Origin of the sequence: Pedobacter sp. BG31 (assembly GCF_042464845.1) — a bacterium.
Taxonomy (GTDB): domain Bacteria; phylum Bacteroidota; class Bacteroidia; order Sphingobacteriales; family Sphingobacteriaceae; genus Pedobacter; species Pedobacter suwonensis.
The window spans coordinates 66,562-89,204 of the sequence record NZ_JBHNZK010000004.1 but is presented as its reverse complement, the minus strand read 5'-3'; the positions used below and the strand labels follow the sequence as shown (position 1 = coordinate 89,204).

At 39.0% G+C, this 22,643-nt stretch carries 18 protein-coding genes; 13 read left to right on the top strand and 5 right to left on the bottom strand.

Features of this window, described 5'->3' with window-relative positions:
- Window positions 1–18: 18 nt before the first annotated feature.
- The 5 genes from ACFE6N_RS07200 to ACFE6N_RS07180 all read left to right on the top strand — a co-directional run bounded on the left by ACFE6N_RS07200 (window position 19) and on the right by ACFE6N_RS07180 (window position 5,497).
- Entirely contained in the window at window positions 19–321 is a 303-nt protein-coding gene (locus tag ACFE6N_RS07200) for a four helix bundle protein (RefSeq protein WP_378935155.1), read from the top strand.
- 237 nt (window positions 322–558) lie between these two features.
- Window positions 559–2,352, top strand: a complete 1,794-nt coding sequence (locus ACFE6N_RS07195) for an acyl-CoA dehydrogenase family protein (RefSeq protein ID WP_378935153.1) — start codon at window positions 559–561, stop codon at window positions 2,350–2,352.
- 367 nt (window positions 2,353–2,719) lie between these two features.
- Window positions 2,720–3,166: an FKBP-type peptidyl-prolyl cis-trans isomerase gene (locus ACFE6N_RS07190; RefSeq protein WP_378935151.1), complete on the top strand. Its 447-nt coding sequence runs from the start codon at window positions 2,720–2,722 to the stop codon at window positions 3,164–3,166.
- Window positions 3,167–3,377: 211 nt separating this feature from the next.
- Window positions 3,378–4,256 carry an FKBP-type peptidyl-prolyl cis-trans isomerase gene (locus ACFE6N_RS07185; protein ID WP_378935149.1) on the top strand — a complete coding sequence of 293 codons (879 nt, stop codon included), beginning with the start codon at window positions 3,378–3,380 and terminating at the stop codon, window positions 4,254–4,256.
- 239 nt (window positions 4,257–4,495) lie between these two features.
- The gene (locus tag ACFE6N_RS07180; RefSeq protein ID WP_378935147.1) at window positions 4,496–5,497 is read left to right on the top strand and encodes a hypothetical protein; all 1,002 of its coding nucleotides are present in this window, start codon (window positions 4,496–4,498) and stop codon (window positions 5,495–5,497) included.
- On the opposite strand, the gene ACFE6N_RS07175 is transcribed toward ACFE6N_RS07180, so the two are convergent.
- Both ACFE6N_RS07175 and ACFE6N_RS07170 read right to left on the bottom strand, forming a co-directional pair.
- Window positions 5,494–6,789, bottom strand: coding sequence for a cryptochrome/photolyase family protein (locus ACFE6N_RS07175; RefSeq protein WP_378935145.1), 1,296 nt, complete (start codon window positions 6,787–6,789; stop codon window positions 5,494–5,496). The two genes, ACFE6N_RS07180 and ACFE6N_RS07175, sit on opposite strands and share 4 nt — an antisense overlap.
- A 169-nt stretch (window positions 6,790–6,958) precedes the next feature.
- Window positions 6,959–7,861, bottom strand: coding sequence for a TIGR01777 family oxidoreductase (locus tag ACFE6N_RS07170; RefSeq protein WP_378935143.1), 903 nt, complete (start codon window positions 7,859–7,861; stop codon window positions 6,959–6,961).
- Between the two features lie 167 nt (window positions 7,862–8,028).
- Here ACFE6N_RS07170 and ACFE6N_RS07165 point away from each other — a divergent pair, with 167 nt between their 5' ends.
- The 4 genes from ACFE6N_RS07165 (at window position 8,029) to ACFE6N_RS07150 (ending at window position 14,105) form a co-directional block, all read left to right on the top strand.
- A complete protein-coding gene (locus tag ACFE6N_RS07165; RefSeq protein WP_145859435.1) occupies window positions 8,029–9,303 on the top strand; it encodes a DASH family cryptochrome in 1,275 nt (424 codons plus the stop codon).
- Between the two features lie 209 nt (window positions 9,304–9,512).
- Window positions 9,513–12,311 carry a 2-oxoglutarate dehydrogenase E1 component gene (locus tag ACFE6N_RS07160; protein ID WP_378935141.1) on the top strand — a complete coding sequence of 933 codons (2,799 nt, stop codon included), beginning with the start codon at window positions 9,513–9,515 and terminating at the stop codon, window positions 12,309–12,311.
- Window positions 12,312–12,414: 103 nt separating this feature from the next.
- Complete coding sequence (gene odhB, locus ACFE6N_RS07155) at window positions 12,415–13,653, top strand: 2-oxoglutarate dehydrogenase complex dihydrolipoyllysine-residue succinyltransferase (protein ID WP_378935139.1); 1,239 nt, start codon at window positions 12,415–12,417, stop codon at window positions 13,651–13,653.
- A 92-nt stretch (window positions 13,654–13,745) separates the two neighbouring features.
- On the top strand, window positions 13,746–14,105 hold the full coding sequence (locus ACFE6N_RS07150) for a DUF2809 domain-containing protein (protein ID WP_378935137.1): 360 nt from the start codon (window positions 13,746–13,748) through the stop codon (window positions 14,103–14,105).
- A 15-nt stretch (window positions 14,106–14,120) separates the two neighbouring features.
- Here ACFE6N_RS07150 and ACFE6N_RS07145 read toward each other — a convergent pair whose 3' ends face one another.
- On the bottom strand, window positions 14,121–14,801 hold the full coding sequence (locus ACFE6N_RS07145; protein WP_378935135.1) for a DUF1080 domain-containing protein: 681 nt from the start codon (window positions 14,799–14,801) through the stop codon (window positions 14,121–14,123).
- 262 nt (window positions 14,802–15,063) lie between these two features.
- Between ACFE6N_RS07145 and ACFE6N_RS07140 the strand changes: the two genes are divergently transcribed.
- Window positions 15,064–16,032, top strand: a complete 969-nt coding sequence (locus ACFE6N_RS07140) for a YpdA family putative bacillithiol disulfide reductase (RefSeq protein ID WP_378935133.1) — start codon at window positions 15,064–15,066, stop codon at window positions 16,030–16,032.
- 274 nt (window positions 16,033–16,306) lie between these two features.
- Here the strand turns inward: ACFE6N_RS07140 and ACFE6N_RS07135 are convergent, their stop codons facing one another.
- Window positions 16,307–17,299: an alpha/beta hydrolase gene (locus ACFE6N_RS07135; protein WP_378935131.1), complete on the bottom strand. Its 993-nt coding sequence runs from the start codon at window positions 17,297–17,299 to the stop codon at window positions 16,307–16,309.
- An 811-nt stretch (window positions 17,300–18,110) separates the two neighbouring features.
- On the opposite strand from ACFE6N_RS07135, the gene ACFE6N_RS07130 reads away from it, so the two are divergent.
- From ACFE6N_RS07130 to ACFE6N_RS07120, 3 genes are all read left to right on the top strand, one after another.
- The gene (locus tag ACFE6N_RS07130) at window positions 18,111–19,082 is read left to right on the top strand and encodes a polyprenyl synthetase family protein (protein ID WP_090986653.1); all 972 of its coding nucleotides are present in this window, start codon (window positions 18,111–18,113) and stop codon (window positions 19,080–19,082) included.
- On the top strand, window positions 19,082–20,137 hold the full coding sequence (locus ACFE6N_RS07125) for a TerC family protein (protein ID WP_378935411.1): 1,056 nt from the start codon (window positions 19,082–19,084) through the stop codon (window positions 20,135–20,137). The genes ACFE6N_RS07130 and ACFE6N_RS07125 overlap by 1 nt, the downstream gene beginning before the upstream one ends.
- Window positions 20,138–20,318: 181 nt before the next feature.
- Window positions 20,319–21,767: a M20/M25/M40 family metallo-hydrolase gene (locus tag ACFE6N_RS07120; protein WP_378935129.1), complete on the top strand. Its 1,449-nt coding sequence runs from the start codon at window positions 20,319–20,321 to the stop codon at window positions 21,765–21,767.
- A gap of 240 nt (window positions 21,768–22,007) precedes the next feature.
- Here the strand turns inward: ACFE6N_RS07120 and ACFE6N_RS07115 are convergent, their stop codons facing one another.
- Complete coding sequence (locus tag ACFE6N_RS07115; RefSeq protein WP_378935127.1) at window positions 22,008–22,436, bottom strand: CBS domain-containing protein; 429 nt, start codon at window positions 22,434–22,436, stop codon at window positions 22,008–22,010.
- Window positions 22,437–22,643: the final 207 nt, after the last annotated feature.

The following is a 22,643-nucleotide window of genomic DNA, read 5'->3' as shown; positions in this document are numbered from 1 at the left end:
GAGAAAATGTATACGAACATGCCTGAGACAAATAATTTTTACAAAATGAATAATTTGAAAGAGCTAAAAATCTGGAATAAAGCAATTGATTTGGCCGTTGATGTATACAAAGCAACTTCAACATATCCGTCAGATGAACGTTTTGGATTGACTAGCCAATCTCGAAGAGCAGCTGTATCAAATCCATCTAATATTGCAGAAGGAGCAGGCAGAAATTTGCCTAAGGAATTTAATAATTTTTTAGGCATAGCCAATGGATCTTTTTATGAATTACAAACTCAATTGGTTATTGCTAATAAACTCACAATTCTAAAATTTTAGGTTCTTAATCACTCAAATTGATGAATTACAAAAAATGACTTAAGGTTTTCAGCAGATGCTGGAAAAGAAAATTAATAAAAAAGACATGAGACGATAGATATTAGATTTGAGATAATGTGGTTCGATCAAGAGAACTCAGATCTCACATCTGATATCTAAAAACTCACACAAAAATGATTTGAGTTTGAATTTGGGCAGGTCTCAAATCTCAAATCTCATTTCTCAAATCTCATAGCAATGGAAACAACTGAAAAAAAGACAATTAAAGGTGGTGAATTCTTAATTAAGGATACCACTTATCAGGAAGTATTTATCCCTGAAGAGTTTGACGAAGAGCAGCAGATGATTGCACAAACTTGTCGCGATTTTCTGGCGGCTGAGGTTTATCCCAATTTAGAAAAAATCGACAAGCAGGAAGATCCTGAACTCATGCCAACATTGTTAACCAAAGCTGGCGAACTGGGTATTCTTGGTGTTTCAGTACCGGAAGAATATGGCGGTTTCGGCAAAAATTTCAATACTTCCATGTTGGTTGCAGATGTGGTAGGTGCAGGCCACTCTTTTGCCGTTGCACTTTCTGCCCATACTGGAATTGGTACATTACCGATTTTATATTATGGCAACGAAGAACAAAAAGCAAAGTATATCCCTAAACTTGGTTCGGGTGAATGGAAGGCAGCTTATTGCTTAACGGAACCAAACTCAGGCTCGGATGCAAACTCAGGAAAAACAAAGGCTAAATTGAGCGATGATGGTAAACACTACATCATCAATGGTCAGAAAATGTGGATCACTAATGGTGGTTTTGCTGATGTTTTTATCGTTTTTGCCAAGATAGACGACGATAAAAACTTAACTGCATTTATAGTAGAGAAAGATTTCGGCGGCATTACCATGAACCCGGAAGAACACAAAATGGGGATTAAGGGTTCTTCAACCCGTCAGGTTTTCTTTAACGATTGCCCGGTGCCTGTTGAGAACATGTTAAGCGAACGCGAAAACGGCTTTAAAATCGCAGTAAATATTCTAAACATTGGCCGTATTAAATTATCTGCGGCAGCTATCGGAGCATCGAAGGCAACTTTAAATACGGCGATTAATTATTCAAACGAGCGGATCCAGTTTGGTCGCCCGATTTCTAAATATGGTGCAATCCGCTTTAAAATTGCAGAAATCGCATCTAAGCTTTATGCAGTTGATTCGGCCAACTATCGTGCAGGGCAAAATATTGATGATACTTACGATCAATTGGTTGCAGGTGGAATGGAATCTGGTAAAGCAAGATTAAAGTCTGTTGAACAATTTGCAGTAGAATGTGCCATTTTAAAGGTTTGGGGTTCTGAAGCTTTAGATTATACGGTAGATGAAGGTGTGCAGATTTATGGGGGTATGGGTTTTAGTGCCGATGCACCTATGGATAGGGCCTACCGCGATGCCCGCATCAACCGTATTTTTGAAGGTACAAACGAAATTAACCGCTTGTTAACGGTTGATATGATGCTGAAACGCGCCATGAAAGGTGAGCTGGATTTAATGACGCCTGCTACAGCAGTTGCCGCCGAGCTGATGAGTATACCTGATTTTGGTGAAGAGGATGATACCTTATTTGCTGAAGAGAAAAAAGTACTTTCTAATCTGAAAAAAGCAACGTTAATGGTAGCTGGTGCTGCGGTTCAAAAATTGATGATGACCCTGAGCAAAGAACAGGAAATTTTAATGAACATTGCCGATATGGCCAGTTATGTTTATGTACTGGAATCAGCTTTGCTGAGGACGGAAAAATTGGTGCATATACGTGGTGAAGAAGCATGTGCAGGCCAGCTGGATTTATTGCGGATTTACATGGTAGAAGCTGTAGATGGTATAGCCAAAGCGGGTAAAGAAGCACTTTGGGCTTTTGCAGAAGGTGATGAACTGCGCATGATGCAGGTTGGTTTACGCCGTTTTACCAAAGTTGAACCTTTTAATGTTAAAGATGCCCGTCAAAGAGTTGCACAGCAGTTGATTGAAGCAAATAAATATATTTTTTAAGGTTTAGTGCTTAAAGGTTTAGGGTTTAAGGATTGGGTGTGTAACCAATACCTTAAACCCTTTTTTAGTCTGGCGGCAATCTATAAAATGTTATGGGAAAAAAAATATATATTCTGTCGGTTTTCACGTGCTTTGTCCTATTCTTTTTTATAGAGTCCAAAAAAAGTCGTCATTGCGAGGAGGCACGACGAAGCAATCTATCATGGCTAATGAAATGATCCTTTCCATAAAGATTGCTTCGTCGGCTGAAAAAGCCTCCTCGCAATGACGATCTATCTATTAGAACCTCTCTTTCATAAAAATGAAACTTAAAAGAAAGCAAAAAACATAAAAATAGCTTTATGGTATAAAAATCATATTTTCGCATATGATTAAATTTAGATTACTTACGATACTATTTTTAAGTGTAGTTGTTATTTCATCTTGTAAAAAAGACGAAGATCCCGAAAAACAGATCACAGATTTTATCAAAAAAAATAATATCAATGCCGTTAGAGATAACTCGGGTTTATATTATGAGATCATTAAGCCTGGATCGGGTTCATTTACTTATCCAAGCAATACCAAAATTACCATTAAATATGAGGGAAGGTTGTTAAATGGAAATGTATTTGATAATGGAGGTGGCAAAGAACAAACCTTTAACCTTGCAGAACTGATTCAAGGCTGGCGTATCGGTATTCCCAAAATCCAGAAAGGTGGCGAAATCAGGTTAATTGTTCCGCCAAGTTTAGGTTATGGTAGTAGTTCGGTAGGTCCTATCCCCGGAAATTCCGTGTTGGATTTTAATATCCAGCTATCAAACGTACAATAAGCATAAGATTAAAGGCAAAAGACCAAAGCAGCGATTTGATTTATCTATTTTTACCATAAGCATGTTTTTTAAGTGCTACAATTGTTAAAATAGGTTAAAAATTGTTGCAACCACATTAAAAGCTTATTTTTGCGGATAATGGTTAAGATTAAACATATTATTCTATTGATATGATATATTAACCATAACACTTACAGACGTACAATAATAAATGAACAAATTTACTAAACTTGGCCTATTCGCGATTTTACTGGCTACCATAATTTTCAGCTCATGTAAAAAAGAGTATGAGTCCATCCAAAGCATAGATGATGCGGCTATTCAAACATATTTGAAGCAGAATAATCTTAGCTTTACCAAAGATCCAACAAAAGGGTATTATTATAAAATTACAGCACAAGGTACAGGCAGTGCTGTCGCAAATCAGGATTCGGTTTATTATACTTATACTTTCAAAACATTATCAGGGCAAGTTTTACAGCAAACCTCTGATTTAATGATCCTAGGTACTTATTTAGGATATACGGATCAATTTAGGATTAATAGCCAAACTGTAAACTATGTTTTTGCTCCGGTAAGAGAAGTATTAACCAAATTAAATAGGGGTGGTAGTGCTACTTTAATTATGCCATCGCATTTAGCTTTTGGTAAAAATGGGGTTAGTGCTTTGAATATCGGTTCAAATGAAAATATTCTGGTCGATCTGGTAATGTATGCCCAATCTAAAAGGCACGAAATTGATGAGCTAGAAATCAATAAATTTATCACCAATAATAATTTAACATTAACTAAAGATCCGTCGAGGGCACGGTACTCAATTATTACACCTGGCACGGGAACTGTTGCTATTAATTTAAGCTCTACAATTGCGGTTAATTATACACTTAGAACTTTAGATGGTGTTCAGGTGCAATCAGTAACAGATGGATCTTACAGCAGTACTTTAGGAGATTTAATAAAAGGTTGGCAATTAGTTATACCCGGAAAATTAACTGCGGGAGGTAAAATGCGTCTAATTATTCCAGCTGATTTAGCTTATGGTTCTACTCCACTTGATTATGACATCGAAATTGTGAGTGTTACCAATTAGAATAATATTATTTTCCCCTATAAAAGAGTTTTTTTACGGCCTCTTTTTTGTTTTAAGCTTGAAAGGTATATTAATGGCGACGGTTTATGTATTAGACAACGCCTCTTTAAAAACTTTTAAAACCCTCTCCCTTGCAAAAGTATGCTCCACTATTGTTGAGCATTTTTTTTGCCTTTAAGTTTGTTAACTTATTTTTTAGTTGTATGTTTGATGTGTAAGGGAAAACATACAATCTAATTATGATAAATAAATTTAATTTACGCTACTTAATACTACCTATTTTGGCTGGTATATCAATCGTTTCCTGTAAAAAGGATGCTAATGTCGAAAATCAAGAAGAAAAACTTTTAACAAATGCTGTAAGCATTGAAAACGGATATTTAAAATTCAGAGATCAAAAAGCTTTTGATTCAATCGGAACTATTGTTTCGAATTATAGCCCCAAACAATTAGACGAATGGGAAAATTCATTCAAAGGATTTACCTCTTATAGAAATTTGTACAATAAAATTCAAGAAGAGTACGCAACAGTAGATGATTCTGAAGCTTTTAAATTATTTCAAAAAAAGTACTCTGAAATGATTACAATAAGGCCTGACAGTTCAATTACCTTTAAACTAGGTACACCATATTCTGCCATTTTTATGAACACCAAAGGTGAATTCAAAGTTGGAGATCAATTTAGAAAGTACACGAAAGAAAACAGTTTGATGCTTTATAAAGGCACTCAAAAAAATGAATCTGAACTGAAAAGTACCTCTAATGTAACTGTGGTGCCTATAAAAAGAATGCTTATGGCTACTAAGAATACACATTCTCTTGCACCGCCACCAGGACAAACCTTTAATAATGGCATGTTATCCCAGAAACTATTTTATAATGGCGATAATAAAAGACGTGTATATATTGAATTGTGGTACGAATATACTTCTCCTCCAAATTTAGTATCCTATGGTTCCTTTCGTATGTATTTTGTAGTACTCCAGGAGCTTAAAAAAACTTTTGGTGGATGGCGTTCGAATGAAACTGATTATTACTCAAACGGTTATAATCTAAGGTTTACTACTACTTATTATAATTCTCCAGAGGTTGGATTTGCCGGTAGTTTTCAGGCTTTTCAGGGCGTAACCGGACCAGTATTATATAATCTTCCTTCTTTTTATGGTGAATGTACCTCAGTCACAGGAACTGCTCGGTTTACTACTGGAGGTGTTCCTGATGCTCCAACGATTTATTATTAACTTAACGCCTCTTTAAAAACTTTTAAAACCCTTTCCCTTGCAAAAGTATGCGCAACTATTGGTTGGGCATATTTTTTTGTACCAAATTCTGGTACCCATTTTTTTATATATTCAAGTTTAGGATCAAATCTTTTGGTCTGCAGTTCGGGGTTAAAAACCCTGAAATAAGGTGCCGCATCATTCCCTGATCCTGCGGCCCATTGCCAGCCACCAACATTACTTGCCATTTCGTAATCCAATAATTTTTCGGCAAAGTAGGCTTCTCCCCAGCGCCAGTCAATCAGTAAATGTTTGCTTAGAAAACTGCCCACAATCATCCGTACACGATTATGCATCCATCCGGTCTGGTTCAGCTGGCGCATGCCTGCATCAACAATCGGGTAGCCTGTATTACCTTCTCGCCAGGCCTTAAACTCCTCTTCGTTGTTGCGCCACTTAATTTTATCGTATTGTTTTTTAAATGAATCGAAAGCAGCGTAGGAGAAGTGCCAGATTATAGTCATGTAAAATTCCCGCCAGGCCAGTTCCGAAAGCCAGACATTCGATTTTGCTTCCAATGCATCTTTAACGGCTTTCCGAATGCTTAAGGTTCCAAAACGCAGGTGCAGCCCAACATGTGTGGTGCCATCAAGAGCAGGGAAATCACGCTCTTTAGCATAATTATCAAGCTTGTTTGTATAGTTCAATTTCGGAAAATCCAGCTGGCTCTTTTCGAAGCCCATATCTTCTAAGCCCGGGCCTGGCAGGTGCCTGGTTTGTAGAAGATTTTTAAAATACTTTTTAGTTGGATAAGCCTTTACATAAAAATCGTTTAGTTTGGCGTGCCACTGTTTATAAAAAGGCGTAAAAACGGTATAAGGCGTTTTATCTGCCTTTAAAATTTCGTTTTTTTCAAAAATAACCTGGTCTTTATAGGTTTTAAACACAATTTTTTCGCTGGTTAAAAACTCAGCCATGTTATCATCGCGTTCGCGGGCATAAGGCTCATAATCATGATTGGTATACACCTGTTTAACCTGGTATTCCTTTAAAATCTCCGGCCATATTTTTTCGGGTTTCCCGTATTTTACCAGTAAATCTGATCCTTGCTGCTGAAGTTCTTTCTTTAGCGCTTCGATGGTTTCATAAATGAAGGTTACACGAGCATCATCTTTTGGTAGTTTATCCAGTATATTCTGGTCAAAAATAAAAAGTGGCAACACCCGGTAATCGCCTTTAAGGGCGTGATATAAAGCGGCGTTATCTGTTAAGCGTAAATCGCGACGGAACCAGAAGATGGATATTGGAGTCATTCGGGGAAATTATAAATTAATTATTTTACGCCATGCTGAACTTGTTTTACAAGAAGAAATATTGTTTCCTATTGCTTTGTAGCTACTGCCTGGTCAGCATCTATCCTGGAAAGACCAGAAATCAATCCGATAGCTATCGCATCAGGATGACGAAATTTGATCATTTAACCTATTTATAAAGATCTTTCAAGGCATCATCCAAATGTGTGAATTTAAATTTGAATCCTGCATCTAAAATCTTTTGTGCAGAGGTATTATTGCTCATCAAAACGGCATCCACACGCTCTCCCAATAATAATTCCAATGCTTTTTTAGGTACTTTTATGGGCCAGAACGGGCGGCGGAGCTGTTTGGCAATAGCTTTGGTTAAGGCAATGTTGGTTACCGGAAATGGAGCACAGGCGTTGTAGCAGCCTTCCATTTTCGGGTTTTCGATGGCTTCGATATACATTTCCACCATATCGTCAATGTGTAGCCAGGGTGTCCATTGTTTTCCCGTACCTAAACCAGCCCCAACAAATAATTTTACCGGTTTATCCAGTTGAGGTAATGCGCCTCCATCATTGCTCAATACAATCCCGGTACGAAGTTTTACAATCCGAAGGCTCAGTTTTTTGCCTTGGTCTACCGCATCCTCCCAAAGTTTACAGCAATCTGCCAAAAATCCATAACCTTTCGGGCTTTCTTCAGTTAAGATTTCATCGCCACAATCGCCATAAAAACCCACCGCAGAAGCCGAAATGAACGATTTTAGCTGAAGTTCAGGCTTTGATCTTATTGTTTTAAAGAGTAATTCGGTCGACTTTACACGGCTGTCAATGATCTGCTTTTTGCGTTCATCTGTCCATTTTTTATTGGCAACCGGCTCGCCCGCTAAATGGATGATGGCATCTACACCGTTCAAACAGTCAGCCTCAATAGTTCCCTTATAAACATCCCATACAAAATTATTTGCATCGTTATCTTTCTTGCGCGAAAGTGTATTTACCTCATAACCCTTGTTCAGCAAGTGTTTTTTCAGTTCAGTACCCACAAGCCCTGTAGCGCCGGTAATCAGAATCTTTTTTGCCATCTTTTTTAAACACCAAAGATACAAAAGGGTTTGATTGAGGCGCCTAAAATGCATTAACCTGGTTCTAATTCTTTTGTTTCCTATTTGTAAAGAATTACTTAGCCGTTGGATGAAGAATAAAAATAAGATAAATTTGTAAAGCGTTCTTATACCCTTTTCGATAAAATATGTCCAAAAAAATTCTAGTCTGGTTTAGAAATGATCTTCGCTTGCATGATAACGAAATGCTGGTGGAAGCGATTGCTAAATCTGATGCGATTTTACCTGTTTACATTCTAGATCACCGTTCTTTTGGCGAAACCAGGTACGGGAGTTTAAAAACAGGTAATATCAGAGCGCAGTTTATTTTAGAAAGTGTTTTGGGCTTGCGCAATGCTTTAAAACAGATTGGCGGAAATTTGCTGATTGCTGAAGGTAAGCCCGAAGATATTATTCCTCAGCTTGTTCAGGAATATGAGATTACTGAAGTTTACCATCACCGCGAAGTAGCACGTGAAGAAACACATATTTCTACACTGGTAGAAAATGCACTTTGGAAATTACGGGTCAACCTGAAACATTTTATCGGCCATACCTTATACAATAAGGAAGATTTGCCTTTTCCCATTAAGGATATTCCTGATGCTTTTAACCAGTTCAAAAAGAAAATTGAGCGTGATTCGATTATCAAACCATGTTTTGCAGCACCAGATCGGATTAACGTAGCGGAGGTGATTGATTGGGGTACTTTACCTTCTTTGGAAGAACTTAATCTATTGCCCCAGCAAAAAGACCTCCGTGCTGATTTTGAATTTAAAGGTGGGGAAGCCGAAGGTCTGGCTCATCTTCAAAAGGTGATTTTGGCCATGCAACAAGCTGCCACCACAAAAAATTTAATTCTTGCTTCTAAACTTTCTGCCTGGTTAGCCATTGGAAGTTTATCTCCGCGCAAAGTGTACTGGGAAATAAAAAAGATGGAGAGTGTGCCCAACACCAAAGCAATGTTCAATCATATTTTATTGGGCCTGCTGTGGAGGGATTATTTCCGTTTCATGTTTAAAAAGTACGGTAATACGTTTTTTAGTCCGAATGGGTTTGGTAGCCAGGGCCTGGTTGATGTGGCAAATGAGCAGGAGAATTTTAATAAATGGCGCAACGCACAAACTGGTTTTGCTGTGGTAGATGCGGTAATGACAGAGTTAAACCAAACTGGTTTTATTTCGAACATTGCCCGCCAAACAGCAGCGCTTTATCTGATCAATAATTTAGAGGTAAGCTGGGTTTTAGGTGCTGCCTATTTTGAAGAAAAATTGATTGATTATAATCCTGCAAGTAATTGGGGCAATTGGGCCAATGTTGCCGGTGTAGGTAATGATCAAAAATCAAAAAGTGTTTTCGATCTTGATAAAAATATCAAAAATCTCGACCCAAAAGGCAACTACTCCATAACTTGGGCATCATAGTTGTGAGTATTGGATTAAAAATTGCTGGCTGTTAAATGAGCGCATTTGGGTAATTGAATTTTAACAGATTCTACCCATATTTTGTATAACAGGCTGGTTCATTTACGCACTCGCAAATTTAAAGCCCGCTCATTTATTTTAATCGAGATTTTTGCCGTTTATATAAGGTAAAATTCTAATTTTGTAATGCTTATAGTAAATAGTTAATAATGGATAAATTATCTTATCTTAACGGCGCAAACGCCGAATATATAGAGTCTTTATATCAATCCTACCAGCAAGATCCGTCATCTGTTGAGTTTGGATGGCAGAAATTTTTCGAAGGTTTTGATTTTGGAAGAGGATCGGAAGCACCTGCAGTAACAGCAGAAACACCAGAACAATTTTTAAAAGAGGTTAATGTTTTAAATCTAATTGATGGTTACCGTAGCCGTGGACATTTGTTTACGCACACTAATCCTGTGCGCGAACGGCGTAAACATCTACCAACATTGGATCTGGCAAATTTTGGATTATCCGATGCCGATCTGGAAACTGTTTTCAATTCTGGTGTAGAAATTGGTATTGGTGCGGCAAAATTAAAGGACATTGTAGCCTTTTTAAAACAAACATATGCAGGTTCTATAGGAGCCGAATTTAAATTTTTACGTACGCCGGAAGTGTTGAACTGGATTCAGCAAAAAATGGAAAGCGCACGTAATACCCCTAATTTTTCCATCGATGAGAAAAAACGTATCCTCCGTAAACTAAACGAAGCGGTAAGTTTTGAAAATTTCCTGGGTACAAAGTTTTTGGGGCAAAAGCGTTTTTCTTTAGAAGGTGCAGAAGCTTTGATTCCTGCTTTGGATTCGGTCATCGAAAAAGGTGCTGAATTGGGGATAGAAGAATTTGTAATTGGTATGGCGCACCGCGGTCGTTTAAACGTGCTGGCCAATATCATGCAAAAAACATATAAAGATATTTTTGCTGAGTTTGAAGGTAAAAGTTATAGTCCTGATACCCCATACGGTGGTGATGTAAAATACCATTTAGGTTATTCTACAGATATCGCTACTGTTTCAGGCAAAAGCGTTCACTTAAGTTTATGTCCTAACCCTTCGCACTTAGAAACCGTTGATGGTGTGGTAGAAGGCATGAGCCGCTCTAAGATCGATTTCAAATATGGTGGCGACAACAGTCGTTTAGCCCCGATTTTGATTCATGGTGATGCATCAGTTGCCGGACAGGGAATTGTTTATGAAGTCATTCAGATGGCAGGCCTTGAAGGTTACAAAACAGGAGGTACCATTCACCTCGTAATTAATAACCAGATCGGTTTTACCACCAACTATAAAGATGCCCGTACCAGCACTTACTGTACCGATATTGCGAAAGTAACGTTATCTCCGGTTTTCCATGTGAATGGTGATGATCCTGAAGCTTTGGTTTATGCCATTAATTTAGCCATGGAATACCGTCAGAAATATAAAAACGATGTTTTTATTGATATTCTTTGTTATCGTCGCTTCGGTCATAATGAGTCTGATGAGCCTAAATTTACACAGCCGTTATTATATAAAACGATCGAAAAACACCCTAATCCAAGGGAAATATATATTGATCAGTTAACCAAAGAAGGTAAGCTGGAAGCTGGTTTGGCAAAAGAGATGGAAAAAGATTTCCGTGGCATTTTGCAGGAACGTTTAAATGAAGCTAAAGAATATGTGGCCAGCAACAGCGAAGTTAAATTTGGTGGAGCATGGGCAGATTTGCGGATGGCTACACCTAAAGATTTCGAAGCCTCGCCGGTTACAGCTGTTAAAAAAAGTACTTTATTGGAAATCGGTAAACGCATTACCACTTTACCGTCAAATAAAAAATTCTTCAAGAAAATCGAAAAACTATTTGCCGAACGTACCAAAATGGTAAACGAAACGCTGGTTTTCGATTGGGCAATGGGCGAGCAGCTTGCATATGGTACTTTGTTATCAGAAGGTAAACGCGTACGTTTAAGTGGTCAGGATGTGGAGCGAGGTACTTTCTCTCACCGTCATGCCGTATTAACACTTGAAGACAGCGAGGAAGAATATGTGCCATTGGCCAATATCTCAGATCAACAGGCTTCATTTGATATTTACAATTCACACTTATCGGAGTATGGTGTTTTAGGTTTTGAATATGGGTATGCCATGGCCAATCCAAACGCTTTAACCATTTGGGAAGCACAGTTTGGTGATTTCTTTAACGGTGCGCAGATTGTTGTCGATCAGTATATTGCAAGTGCTGAAACCAAGTGGCAACGTGAAAATGGTTTGGTGATGTTATTGCCTCACGGTTACGAAGGGCAGGGACCAGAACATTCGTCAGCGCGTATTGAGCGTTTTATGGAGCTTTGTGCAGATTACAATATGCAGGTAACCAACTGTACCACTCCGGCGAACTTCTTCCATGTTTTACGTCGCCAGTTTAAACGCGATTTCCGTAAACCTTTGGTTGTATTTACGCCAAAAAGTTTGTTACGTCACCCGGCCTGTGTTTCTAAATTAGAAGAATTTACCGAAGGTGGTTTTAAAGAAGTAATTGACGATGCAAATGCTAAAGTTGCAGATGTAACGCGTATTGTTTTCTGTAGCGGTAAAATTTATTATGAATTGTTGGAGAAACAACAGGCTGACAAAATTAACCATGTAGCCCTGGTTCGTGTAGAGCAGTTATATCCAACTCCGGTTGATCAGATGGAAGCCATTCAGAAGAAATATAAAAACGCAAAAGAAATTTTCTGGGTACAGGAAGAACCTGAAAACATGGGCGCATGGCCATATTTGTTCCGCAAGCTGTATAAAACCGGTTTAAAAGGCATTGATGTAATTTCGAGAAGAGAGAGTAGCAGTACGGCTACAGGTTTTGCAAAACAACATGCTAACCAACAGGCTTATATTTTGGCAAAAGCTTTAGAACTTCCTATTAAACAGGAAGAAGTAAAGGAAGCGACCAAAAGGGCAAGCAAAAAAATGGCAGAAGCGGATTAGCAGTAGAAGGTTCCAGGGTTTAAGGTATAGGTTTTAAGTAATCCACAATTTTAAACTTTCAATCTTAAAACATAATAACAACAAAAATTACAATTTTAAAAATATGAGTTTAGAGATAAAAGTTCCACCTGTTGGTGAATCGATCACCGAAGTTGTTTTATCACGTTGGATAAAAAACGATGGCGATGTTGTTGAAATGGATGAAGTTATTGCCGAATTAGAATCGGATAAAGCAACATTCGAATTAACTGCAGAACAGGCGGGAACTTTAAAAACCATAGCAGCCGAAGGCGATACCTTAGCCATTGGCGCAGTAGTTTGTCAAATTGAAGAAGGTGGTGCAGCTTCTGGTCCTAAGGCCGAAGTTGAAAGTCCTAAGGCTGATGCACAAGCTCCGGCCGCGGTAGCGGAAGCACCAAAGGCTCAGGATACAGTTGCTTCTAAAGATTCTTATGCTTCGGGAACGCCTTCACCTGCTGCGGGTAAAATCCTTGCTGAAAAAGGCATTGATGCTGCCGCGGTAAAAGGTACAGGTGTTGATGGTCGTATTACCAAAGACGATGCTGTAAAGGCAGAAGCGGGTAAAAAAGCGGAAGCTCCAAAAGCAAGTGCTCCGGTTGCAGCTGCTGCTCCTGCAGGTAGCCGTAGCGAGCGCCGTGAAAAAATGTCTCCATTACGTAGAACCGTTGCAAAACGTTTGGTTGCCGTTAAAAATGAAACTGCAATGTTAACTACTTTTAACGAGGTTAACATGAAACCAATTATGGATTTACGCGGAAAATATAAAGATCAGTTTAAAGAGAAATTTGGTGTTGGTTTAGGTTTTATGAGCTTTTTCACCAAAGCCGTTACCGAAGCATTAAAAGATTTCCCTGCTGTAAATGGTCGCATCGAAGGTGATGAATTGGTATTTAATGATTTTGCTGATATTTCTATCGCCGTTTCTGCACCAAAAGGTTTAGTGGTACCCGTTATCCGTAATGCAGAAAGCATGACATTGGCTCAGATTGAAAAATCGGTATTGGAATTGGCTTTAAAAGCACGCGATAGCAAATTGACGATCGAAGAGATGGCCGGTGGAACATTTACCATCACCAATGGTGGTGTATTTGGTTCAATGATGTCTACTCCAATTATTAATGCACCACAGTCGGCTATTTTAGGTATGCACAATATTGTTGAGCGTCCCGTAGCTGAAAAAGGTGAAGTGGTGATCCGTCCGATGATGTATGTCGCTTTATCTTACGACCACAGAATTATAGACGGACGTGAGTCTGTTGGTTTTCTGGTTCGTGTGAAACAATTATTAGAAGACCCGGCAAGATTGTTACTAGGTGTTTAATCCAAAACCCGATTAATCGGTATTAATAGAAGAAGTCAAGTTTTATTAGCCATTGTGCGATAAAAAACTTGACTTCTTTTTTATGACCAAAAATGAAATTAACGTTCAACTTAAAATTTCTCTTCTTTTTTTTAGCGATATTCCTGATTGAAGTTCTAATTGCTAAATATCTTCACGATGCTTTTATCAGGCCTTTTGGCGGTGATGTGTTGGTGGTGGTATTAATTTATGCATTCTTCAGAATATTTCTAGTAACCAATAACAAAAGGCTTGCTTTAGGTGTATTGATTTTTTCTTTTATAATCGAATTCTTACAGGCCGTTCATTATGTAAACTGGCTGGGCCTGCAGGATAATAAGTTCTGGAGTATTGTTTTAGGGACTTACTTTTCTGTTTATGACCTGCTTGCTTACTTTATCGGCTATCTGATCTGTTTGTGTTTTAAGGATTAAGATAAATTACTTTTCTTATTTGGAGAGTGCTTTAATGGGGTTTAGATCTAGTTGTTTAAATTCTACTTCGCTACCTTCTGCCTGTAAAGCAATTTGACCACTACTTGCAGTACAATTGGTGCCATGGTTTACCAGAATGCCGTTTACCCAAACTTTTATTTCATTGTTTAGACATTGTATAATCATGGTATTCCATTCGCCAGCTGGTTTTTCACTATCGTCTGTTAAGTTTTTTATACGGCGTAGCTTGTCGCCATTTATACCCCAGTTTTCTTTTGGTCCACGCCTGTTTACCATGTCCGGTACAGTGATGTCTTCCTCAATGCACCAAAAATCGCCGGCATCTTTGTGTTGCATCTGAACCTCCATGGATTTTGGAAACATTCCATACAGTATGCGTGGGGTTGAGGCGTGTACTAAAACGCCACAATTGCCTGGTTTGCCGGCAAAACGGTACTGTATGGTTAACTGATAATTTTTATAAATTTTGTCGGTTATCAAATGTCCGCCAGGTGTGCCTAAACTCACTAACATGCCATTGCGAACAATAAATGGGTTGATGGTGTCTGGCTTGCTGTCCATTGTAGGCACGTCTGTGTGCCAGCCATCTAAATTTTTGCCGTTAAAAAGGCTCTTCTGGGCAAATGCCGACATATTTAATGTGAAGAATAACAGCAGGCTGAGACGAAATTTCATGATATTTGGTTTTATAGCTCAAATATACTTATTATCAAATGTTAATGTCTGTATATTTTATTTAAAATGGTTTGCAACAGGCATAAATCCGTAGCGGTTGAAAACATCAACCCCGATAAAAAAATTGCATTTGCATTACCCTGTATTGTCTATTTTTGCAAGAGTTGATTTAGTTCCTATTCTTTAACTCCCGTACTAATAAATGGGGAATACACTATTTTGATTTACCACATTAGCAAATTGCATTTTTAGGCAGAAGACAATGACCAAGAATCAGAATCATTACGACGTATTAATTATCGGTGCCGGCCCGATAGGGATGGCCTGTGCAATTGAAGCCAAGAGAGCAAACCTAAGTTACGTAATTATAGAAAAAGGTGCCTTGGTAAACAGTTTGTTCAACTATCCGGTATTTATGACCTTCTTCTCTACTTCACAGAAATTGGAGATAGGGGGCGTGCCTTTTGTAACCATTAGCCCGAAACCAAATCGTAACGAAGCCGTAGAATATTATCGCCGTGTGGCCGAAAAATTTGATTTAAAGATCAATCTTTTTGAGCGTGTGCAACAGGTGGTTAAAAATGAATCTGATGTTTTTGAAATTAAGACTTCTAAAACAGGTTATACAGCAAAGAATGTAATTGTTGCCACAGGATTTTATGATGTGCCTTTGTTGATGAACGTGCCGGGCGAGGATCTGCCAAAAGTAACGCACTACTATAAAGATCCACATTTGTATGCCTTTCAGAATGTAGTGGTAGTTGGTGCCAATAATTCTGGAGTTGATGCGGCTTTAGAAACCTATCGTAAAGGGGCAAACGTAACCATGGTGGTGAGAAGTGGTGAACTAGGTCCACATGTTAAATATTGGGTGCGCCCGGATATACAGAACAGGATTAAAGAGGGCGAAATTACGGCATTTTTCCATTCGGAATTGGTTGAAATACGAGAAGGTGAGGCTGATATTAAAACGCCCGAAGGAATAAAAACCATTCCAAACGATTTTGTAATTGCCATGACGGGTTACCAACCCGATTTTTCGATGTTGAAGAAATTCGGTATTGAATTACCAGAAAGCCTTTGCCCGGTCTACAAGGAAGAAACCATGGAAACCAACGTAAAGGGTTTATACCTGGCTGGTGTAGTGTGCGGTGGATTAGATACACATAAATTGTTTATCGAAAATTCGAGGGTACATGCTGAAATGATTGTGAAGAATATTGTAGGCTAGGAATGATTTCTTTTAAGCTTGGATTAATTTGGCTCAGCATTTTCTAGTAATGGTAGGATGTTGGAGAGCTCGTCATTCCCAACTTGATTGGGAATCGTAATACAAGCGCTTTCAGATTCCCGCATGCGCGGGAATGACGACCAGACTAGTGGATTCTGGCAATGGTATAGAGTGTGCAGGCAGCTCGAGAATCACGAAGTGCTCAGCTAAGTTAAATCTATTAGATAGATTTCTTCGGTCCATTCCACTGCGTTGCAGACAGAGATGACGTGTTTTATTGAACGGAGACCTTCAGCGTACGCTCTACAAAACTTTCAATTGCCTTTTCCACGCCTGGTAAATCTTTCGAAGTAATGTAAGAACCCATTACATGGTTACCTGCATCAGGTATAGCTAACTTTATTTTTAAATGGTCTGGTGTACCCAGTTCATCAAACATTTTCAGCATGGCATCTACGCGAACAACAGGATCCTGTTCGAGTTCATTTTTATAATAATAAAGCATTAAAACAGGTTGCTTTACTTTCTGGAAAGTTTTTTTTACCATACTGCGCTCAATAAACTCTTCCAGTTCCACTAACGATTCGAGCCGGTAATTGGTGTACCAGTACTTTTTGTATTCGTCGGTGCGGTCGTCTACTTTACGTTCATCAGCACCAACAACCCGTCTCGCAATTTGCAAACCCCACGGATTATTCAAAAGCCAGGCGTTTTTATCATTGATGGCTACATTTGGCGACATTAAAATTATGCTGTTAATTTCAGGATAAGTCGCTGCTAGTTTTAAAGCAACCGTTCCACCGGTAGAAGTACCCACTAGAATTACCTTTTTGCCCAGTTTTTTACCTATGGCATAGGCCTGTTTGCCGGTTTCCCAAAGGCGGTCTGCGGTAAAATACTGCATGGGCGCCAAAGTATCAATGCCATGGTCGGCCAGGCGGGCAAGGTATAAATTAGCATGGAGCGCTTTAGCCAAGTTTAAATGTACCGGACTGCCTTCTGTTTTTGAGGCTGAAAAACCATGTAAATACACAATGGCATATTCAGTTTGCTGGTGGTGCGTATCGGCCCAAACAATTTCGGCTTCATTACCTGGTTTTATCTTATGCATGGATTCTACGCTGGCGATGTAGTTATCCAGATCACCAAGATCGGGCACTTTAGTCAACTCTTTGCTAAATAATGGCTTTTTGGGCTTCGGACCTAATAAGTAGGTCGTAACCATAAGTACAGATAGGCCAAGGATGATTTTGTAGCGTTTTTTCATTGATGCCAGCTTAAACGGGTTTAAATGTAAAGCTTGAAATTAAATAATGCTAATATTTCGAAGATTTATTATATGCGATGGCTATCGTGTGGACACATTTCTATTAGCTGCATTTGTTTTTTATAGGACGTATTTCTAAGGCGGTAGTCATGCTGATCCGATAGTTAGTTATCGGATTTATTTCAGCATCTTTCCTTCCATTAACTGCTCCTCATTCCTTAAGAAGCAATAGTTTTGGGGATAAATCTTGATTTTTTCCGCTCTTTGCCGCGGGGCATGGTACTTTGGAGCGCCAAAGTACCCAAAGCGCCTTGTCAATCCAGCAATGTGGCTAAACACCGCCCACGCACATCAAAAAACAGTGGCACTTCGTTTTGTGTTCAGTTTATATTAAATTTTGAATTCAATCTAATGATGAACACAAAACCACTGCGTTTCAGGTTTGGCAGTGCAATTTGAGCCATTGTGCACCTGTTTTTTGATTCTCCCGCCACTTGGGATTGACGACGTCCTTCGGTAAAGACTGAGGGTTATTAAAGCCAGCTAACAGGATGCCCAAACCATTATTAAAAAAGATGTGTCCACACGATAGGCCATGGGGAGAACCTTACTGGCACAGCCCTTTCAACATAAACCTGATAGCGCCAAATAGCCCGCAGCCCGAAGCATGAGGGTGAGGACCATAGGCAATAGCAGGGGTGAAGATGTAAAATATCGTTGTCCGTGGCTTTCCAAATCCTTAATAATAAGACTATAGATTACCTTTTTATGGGAAATTAGCTTAAGTTTGCAATCAAAATTTTTCGACTTAATGCCGGGGATTGAACAGATAAAAACACCTATAGCTGCTGATATAAAAGCGTTTGAAAAAACCTTTAAGGAATCGATGCATAGCGACGCACCGTTGCTGGATAGGATTACCCATTATATTGTAAAACAAAAAGGCAAACAAATGCGGCCGATGTTCGTATTTTTTGCGGCTAAATTATGCGGTGGAATTACAGATTCGACCCACCGTGGGGCGGCTTTGGTTGAGCTTTTGCATACTGCCACTTTAGTGCACGATGATGTAGTGGATAATGCTTATGAGCGTCGCGGCTTTTTCTCTATTAATGCTTTATGGAAAAATAAAATTGCCGTATTAGTTGGCGATTACCTGCTGGCGAAAGGATTATTGCTCTCGGTAAACAATAATGAGCACCGTTTGTTACAGATTGTATCAGAAGCGGTAAAACAGATGAGTGAGGGGGAGTTGTTGCAGGTGGAGAAGGTGCGGAGAATGGACATTTCAGAAGATTTATATTTTGACGTGATCCGTCAGAAAACCGCTTCTCTGATTGCTTCCTGTTGTGCTGCTGGGGCAGCTTCGGCAGGTGCTGATGATGAAACGATAGAAAAAATGCGCCTGTTTGGCGAAAAAGTTGGCATTGCTTTTCAGATTAAAGATGATACTTTCGATTTTGGAACCGATGACGTAGGAAAACCTCTGGGAATTGATATTAAAGAGAAGAAAGTAACGCTACCTCTGATTTATGCCTTAAACAAGGCGGAGAAAGCAGAACGTAAAAAAATGATCAACCTGGTGAAAAATCATCAGGACGATCCGGTTAAAATACAGCAGATTATTGATTTCGTAAACAACCATAAGGGCGTTTATTATGCAAACCAAAAAATGTTGGATTACCAAAATGAAGCATTTGAGCTACTGCACGGTTTTGATGCAGGCGAAGCCAGAACGGGTTTAGAACAACTTGTACTCTATACCACTGAACGTAAAAAATGATGGGTAACGAATTACTTTTTAGCTTAGGTTTTCTACTTTTTATTGTATTGATTCTGGCTTTAGACCTGGGTTTATTCAGCAGGAAAGATCATGTGGTAAGCTTAAAACAGGCAGGGATCATGAGCGTGATTATGGTGGCCCTGGCCATAGGGTTTTATTTTATCCTGCTGGTTGAGGGGCATCAGTTGCATGGAATAAAGGACTTTGCACATCTGCAGGAAATTGTAACGTTGCACCAACACCATATTAAATTAATCCCTGATGATTTTGATGCCAGTTTAGCAATTTATAAGCAAAATCTTGGGCTCGAATTTTTAACGGGTTATGTTATTGAATACGCCCTTTCGGTAGATAATATCTTTGTAATTGTCCTCATCTTCTCGGCATTTGCGGTTGAGGAAAAATATTATCACAGAGTATTGTTCTGGGGGATATTGGGCGCTATTATTATGCGCTTTATCTTCATTTTTGTGGGAGCGGCTCTGATTACCAAATTTGCCTGGATCCTGTATGTTTTTGGTGCCTTTTTGGTATTTACCGGGGTGAAAATGTTCTTCAGCAAAGAAGAAGATGATAAAATTGATCCCGAAAACCATCCTGTAGTAAAATGGGCTTCAAAGATATTTTCCATTCATCCAAAATATGAGGGTAAAAACTTCTTTGTTAAGATCAACCATAAAAGAATGGTTACGCCATTGTTTCTGGTGTTATTGATTGTCGAGTTCACTGATCTTTTATTTGCGGTGGATTCTATCCCGGCTATTTTTGCGGTAACCAAAGACCCCTATATTGTATTTTTCTCTAATATTTTTGCCATCATGGGCTTAAGGTCTATGTTCTTTTTATTGGTGAATATTATTCATAAATTCCATTACTTAAAAACCGGTCTAGCTTTTTTACTGGCTTTTATCGGCGTAAAAATGTTAGGGCATACCTATCTCGAAAAATGGGGTTTTACCACCGAACATTCGCTTATTGTGATCTTAAGTATCCTGGTAATTAGTATTGTGGCTTCGTTGGCTTTTCCGAAGAAAAAGGCACATGTTAATAAGTAATAATCCTAATGGGAATTATTTTATAATGGTCGTCACCCTGAATTTATTTCAGGGTCTTGGTACAACAATTAGATACTGAAACAAGTTCAGTATGACGGATACGGGGAGAAAAGCAAAATAAACGTTACAGCTGGTAATCTCTATTGAAAATTTGTACTTTCAGCAGATATAACTAAACCTAATGAAATACCTTTTCTCTGCCGCGCTTCTTTACTCCACGTTATTCGCTAATGCGCAAGATCAATTCGGAGCTGTTTTTGCCAAAATCAATGCTGATGTACAAGAAAACTCAAAAGCTTATCAAACCCTTAAATACGAAACCGAGACGATCGGTCACCGTTTAACAGGTTCGGAAAATGGAGCAAAGGCAGAGCAATATGCCTTCGACTTATTAAAGTCATACGGATGTGAAGTAAAATTTCAGCCTTTTGAAGTCGAAAGCTGGGCAAGAAAGACTATTAGTTTAGCAATCGGTAATGATAAAAGTAGCCTGACCAAAATAAAGGCTGTTACGCTTGCACATTCGCCGGTAAGTGCTGATGTTACAGGTGAAATTGTTGATGCAGGTAATGGTTTGGAGGCAGATTACCAGGCGAATCCGGAAAAATTTAAAGGTAAAATTGCACTGATTTATCTGGGGGTATTACCAGGCTCTGCAGCAGGAACCAAATCATTACACCGCTCAGAAAAAACCGCTATCGCTACCAAGTATGGCGCCATTGGGGTAATCATTATCAATACGGTAAAAGATGGCGTACTCTTAACCGGAACGGCTTCAGTCTCAGGTAAATTGATTCCAATCCCTGCAGTGTGCATTGGTTTGGAAGATGGAATGGCTTTGAAAGACAAAATTCAATCGCAAACACAGATTGCGCACATCGAGATGACGAATTTCTCAGGTTTGATCAAAGCCAGAAACGTAATCGCTACTTTTAAAGGAACAGCATTGCCTAAAGGTAAAATTGTAGTTGGCGGACATTTGGATAGCTGGGATTTGGCAACTGGTGCCATCGACAATGGAATAGGATCGTTCGCCATTATGGATATGGCCCGGACTTTTAAAAAGCTAAATCTAAAAACCAAACGTACGGTAGAATTTGTATTGTTTATGGGCGAGGAGCAAGGTTTGTTAGGCTCTAAAGCTTATATCGATCAAGCTAAAAAAGACAAAACCTTGAACCAGGTAAAGTTTATGCTCAACTATGATATGACCAATGATCCGAAAGGCTTCTCCACTTCAAGGGCTGAAATGAAAGAATTATTTACGGCCTGGGGAGCTGATATCGTAAAAATTGATACCGGATTTAAAAACCTGTTTAATGCAGGCGCAGGTTTGCACAGCGATCATCAGCCATTTATGCTGGAAGGGATTCCTACAGGTGGTGGATTTGGCGGTAAACTGCCCAATAACTCAGGACCTTTTTACCATTCAGATGGCGATAGTTTTAAACTTGTTGATGAGCATGAGCTCAAAAATACGGTACGGTATAGTGCCATGTTGACTTACGCTTTGGCTAATACACCGAAAATCCCGGTAGGTGTTCAGGGTGAAGAGGAGTTGAGGGCTTTTCTGGAATCACAGAATTTAAAAGAACCCCTCACTATTGCTGGCGAGTGGAGATGGAAATAATGATTTGCTAGATTCGCTTCGCGGGTGATTACACAGATTAAGAGATTGCACAGATTTAAGATCAATCCGTCGTTCGGCGGGTCGTCATTTCGACCGTAGTGGAGAAATCTTTGGAGAACTGCCTTAAAAGATTTCTCGACTCCGCTGTGCTCCGCTCGAAATGACGGAAATAAATTTATTCACGGAGTTGTTCCGACTGAAGCCTGGCGTAAAAGACCTAATACCATACCCAAATCAGCACTATCCGCTAATATAACTCTCCAGTTGCGAAATGGTCTGTTTTTGATCGGCAATAATAAATTTTACCACATCACCGATGGATACCATACCTTTTACTTCGCCATTTTCCACAATTGGCAAATGGCGGATGTGTTTATCCGTCATCAGTTCCATGCAATGATCAATACTATTGCTCAACCTGATGGTAATAGGGTTAGCGGTCATGACTTCTTTAATGAGCGTATCTTTTGATGATTTCCCTTGCAGAATGATTTTGCGGGCATAATCGCGTTCAGTAAAAATGCCACGAAGTTGTTCGTCTTCCATCACCAATACGGCACTGATATTTTTTTCTGTCATTACTTTTAAGGCATCCAGAACAGAAATGTTTTCGGGTACAGAAATAACGATGGCCTGTTTGGTGTCCAGTAGTTGTTTTACGCTTTTCATAACTGTTAATTTGGTTATAACAATTTAAGAAATAATTAGCTGGATATCAAAGTTTTATTTTGGTATTTTGAAAGAAGTCAGGGGTCTTATTAATCTAAAACAGGAACGGCAGCCTCCGATTCTTCATCGGAGCTATCGTGTACGGCAGGGCGGAACCTGACCTGAGAACTGCTGGTTTTGCTTTTCAAATAAATTTTATCTAACTAA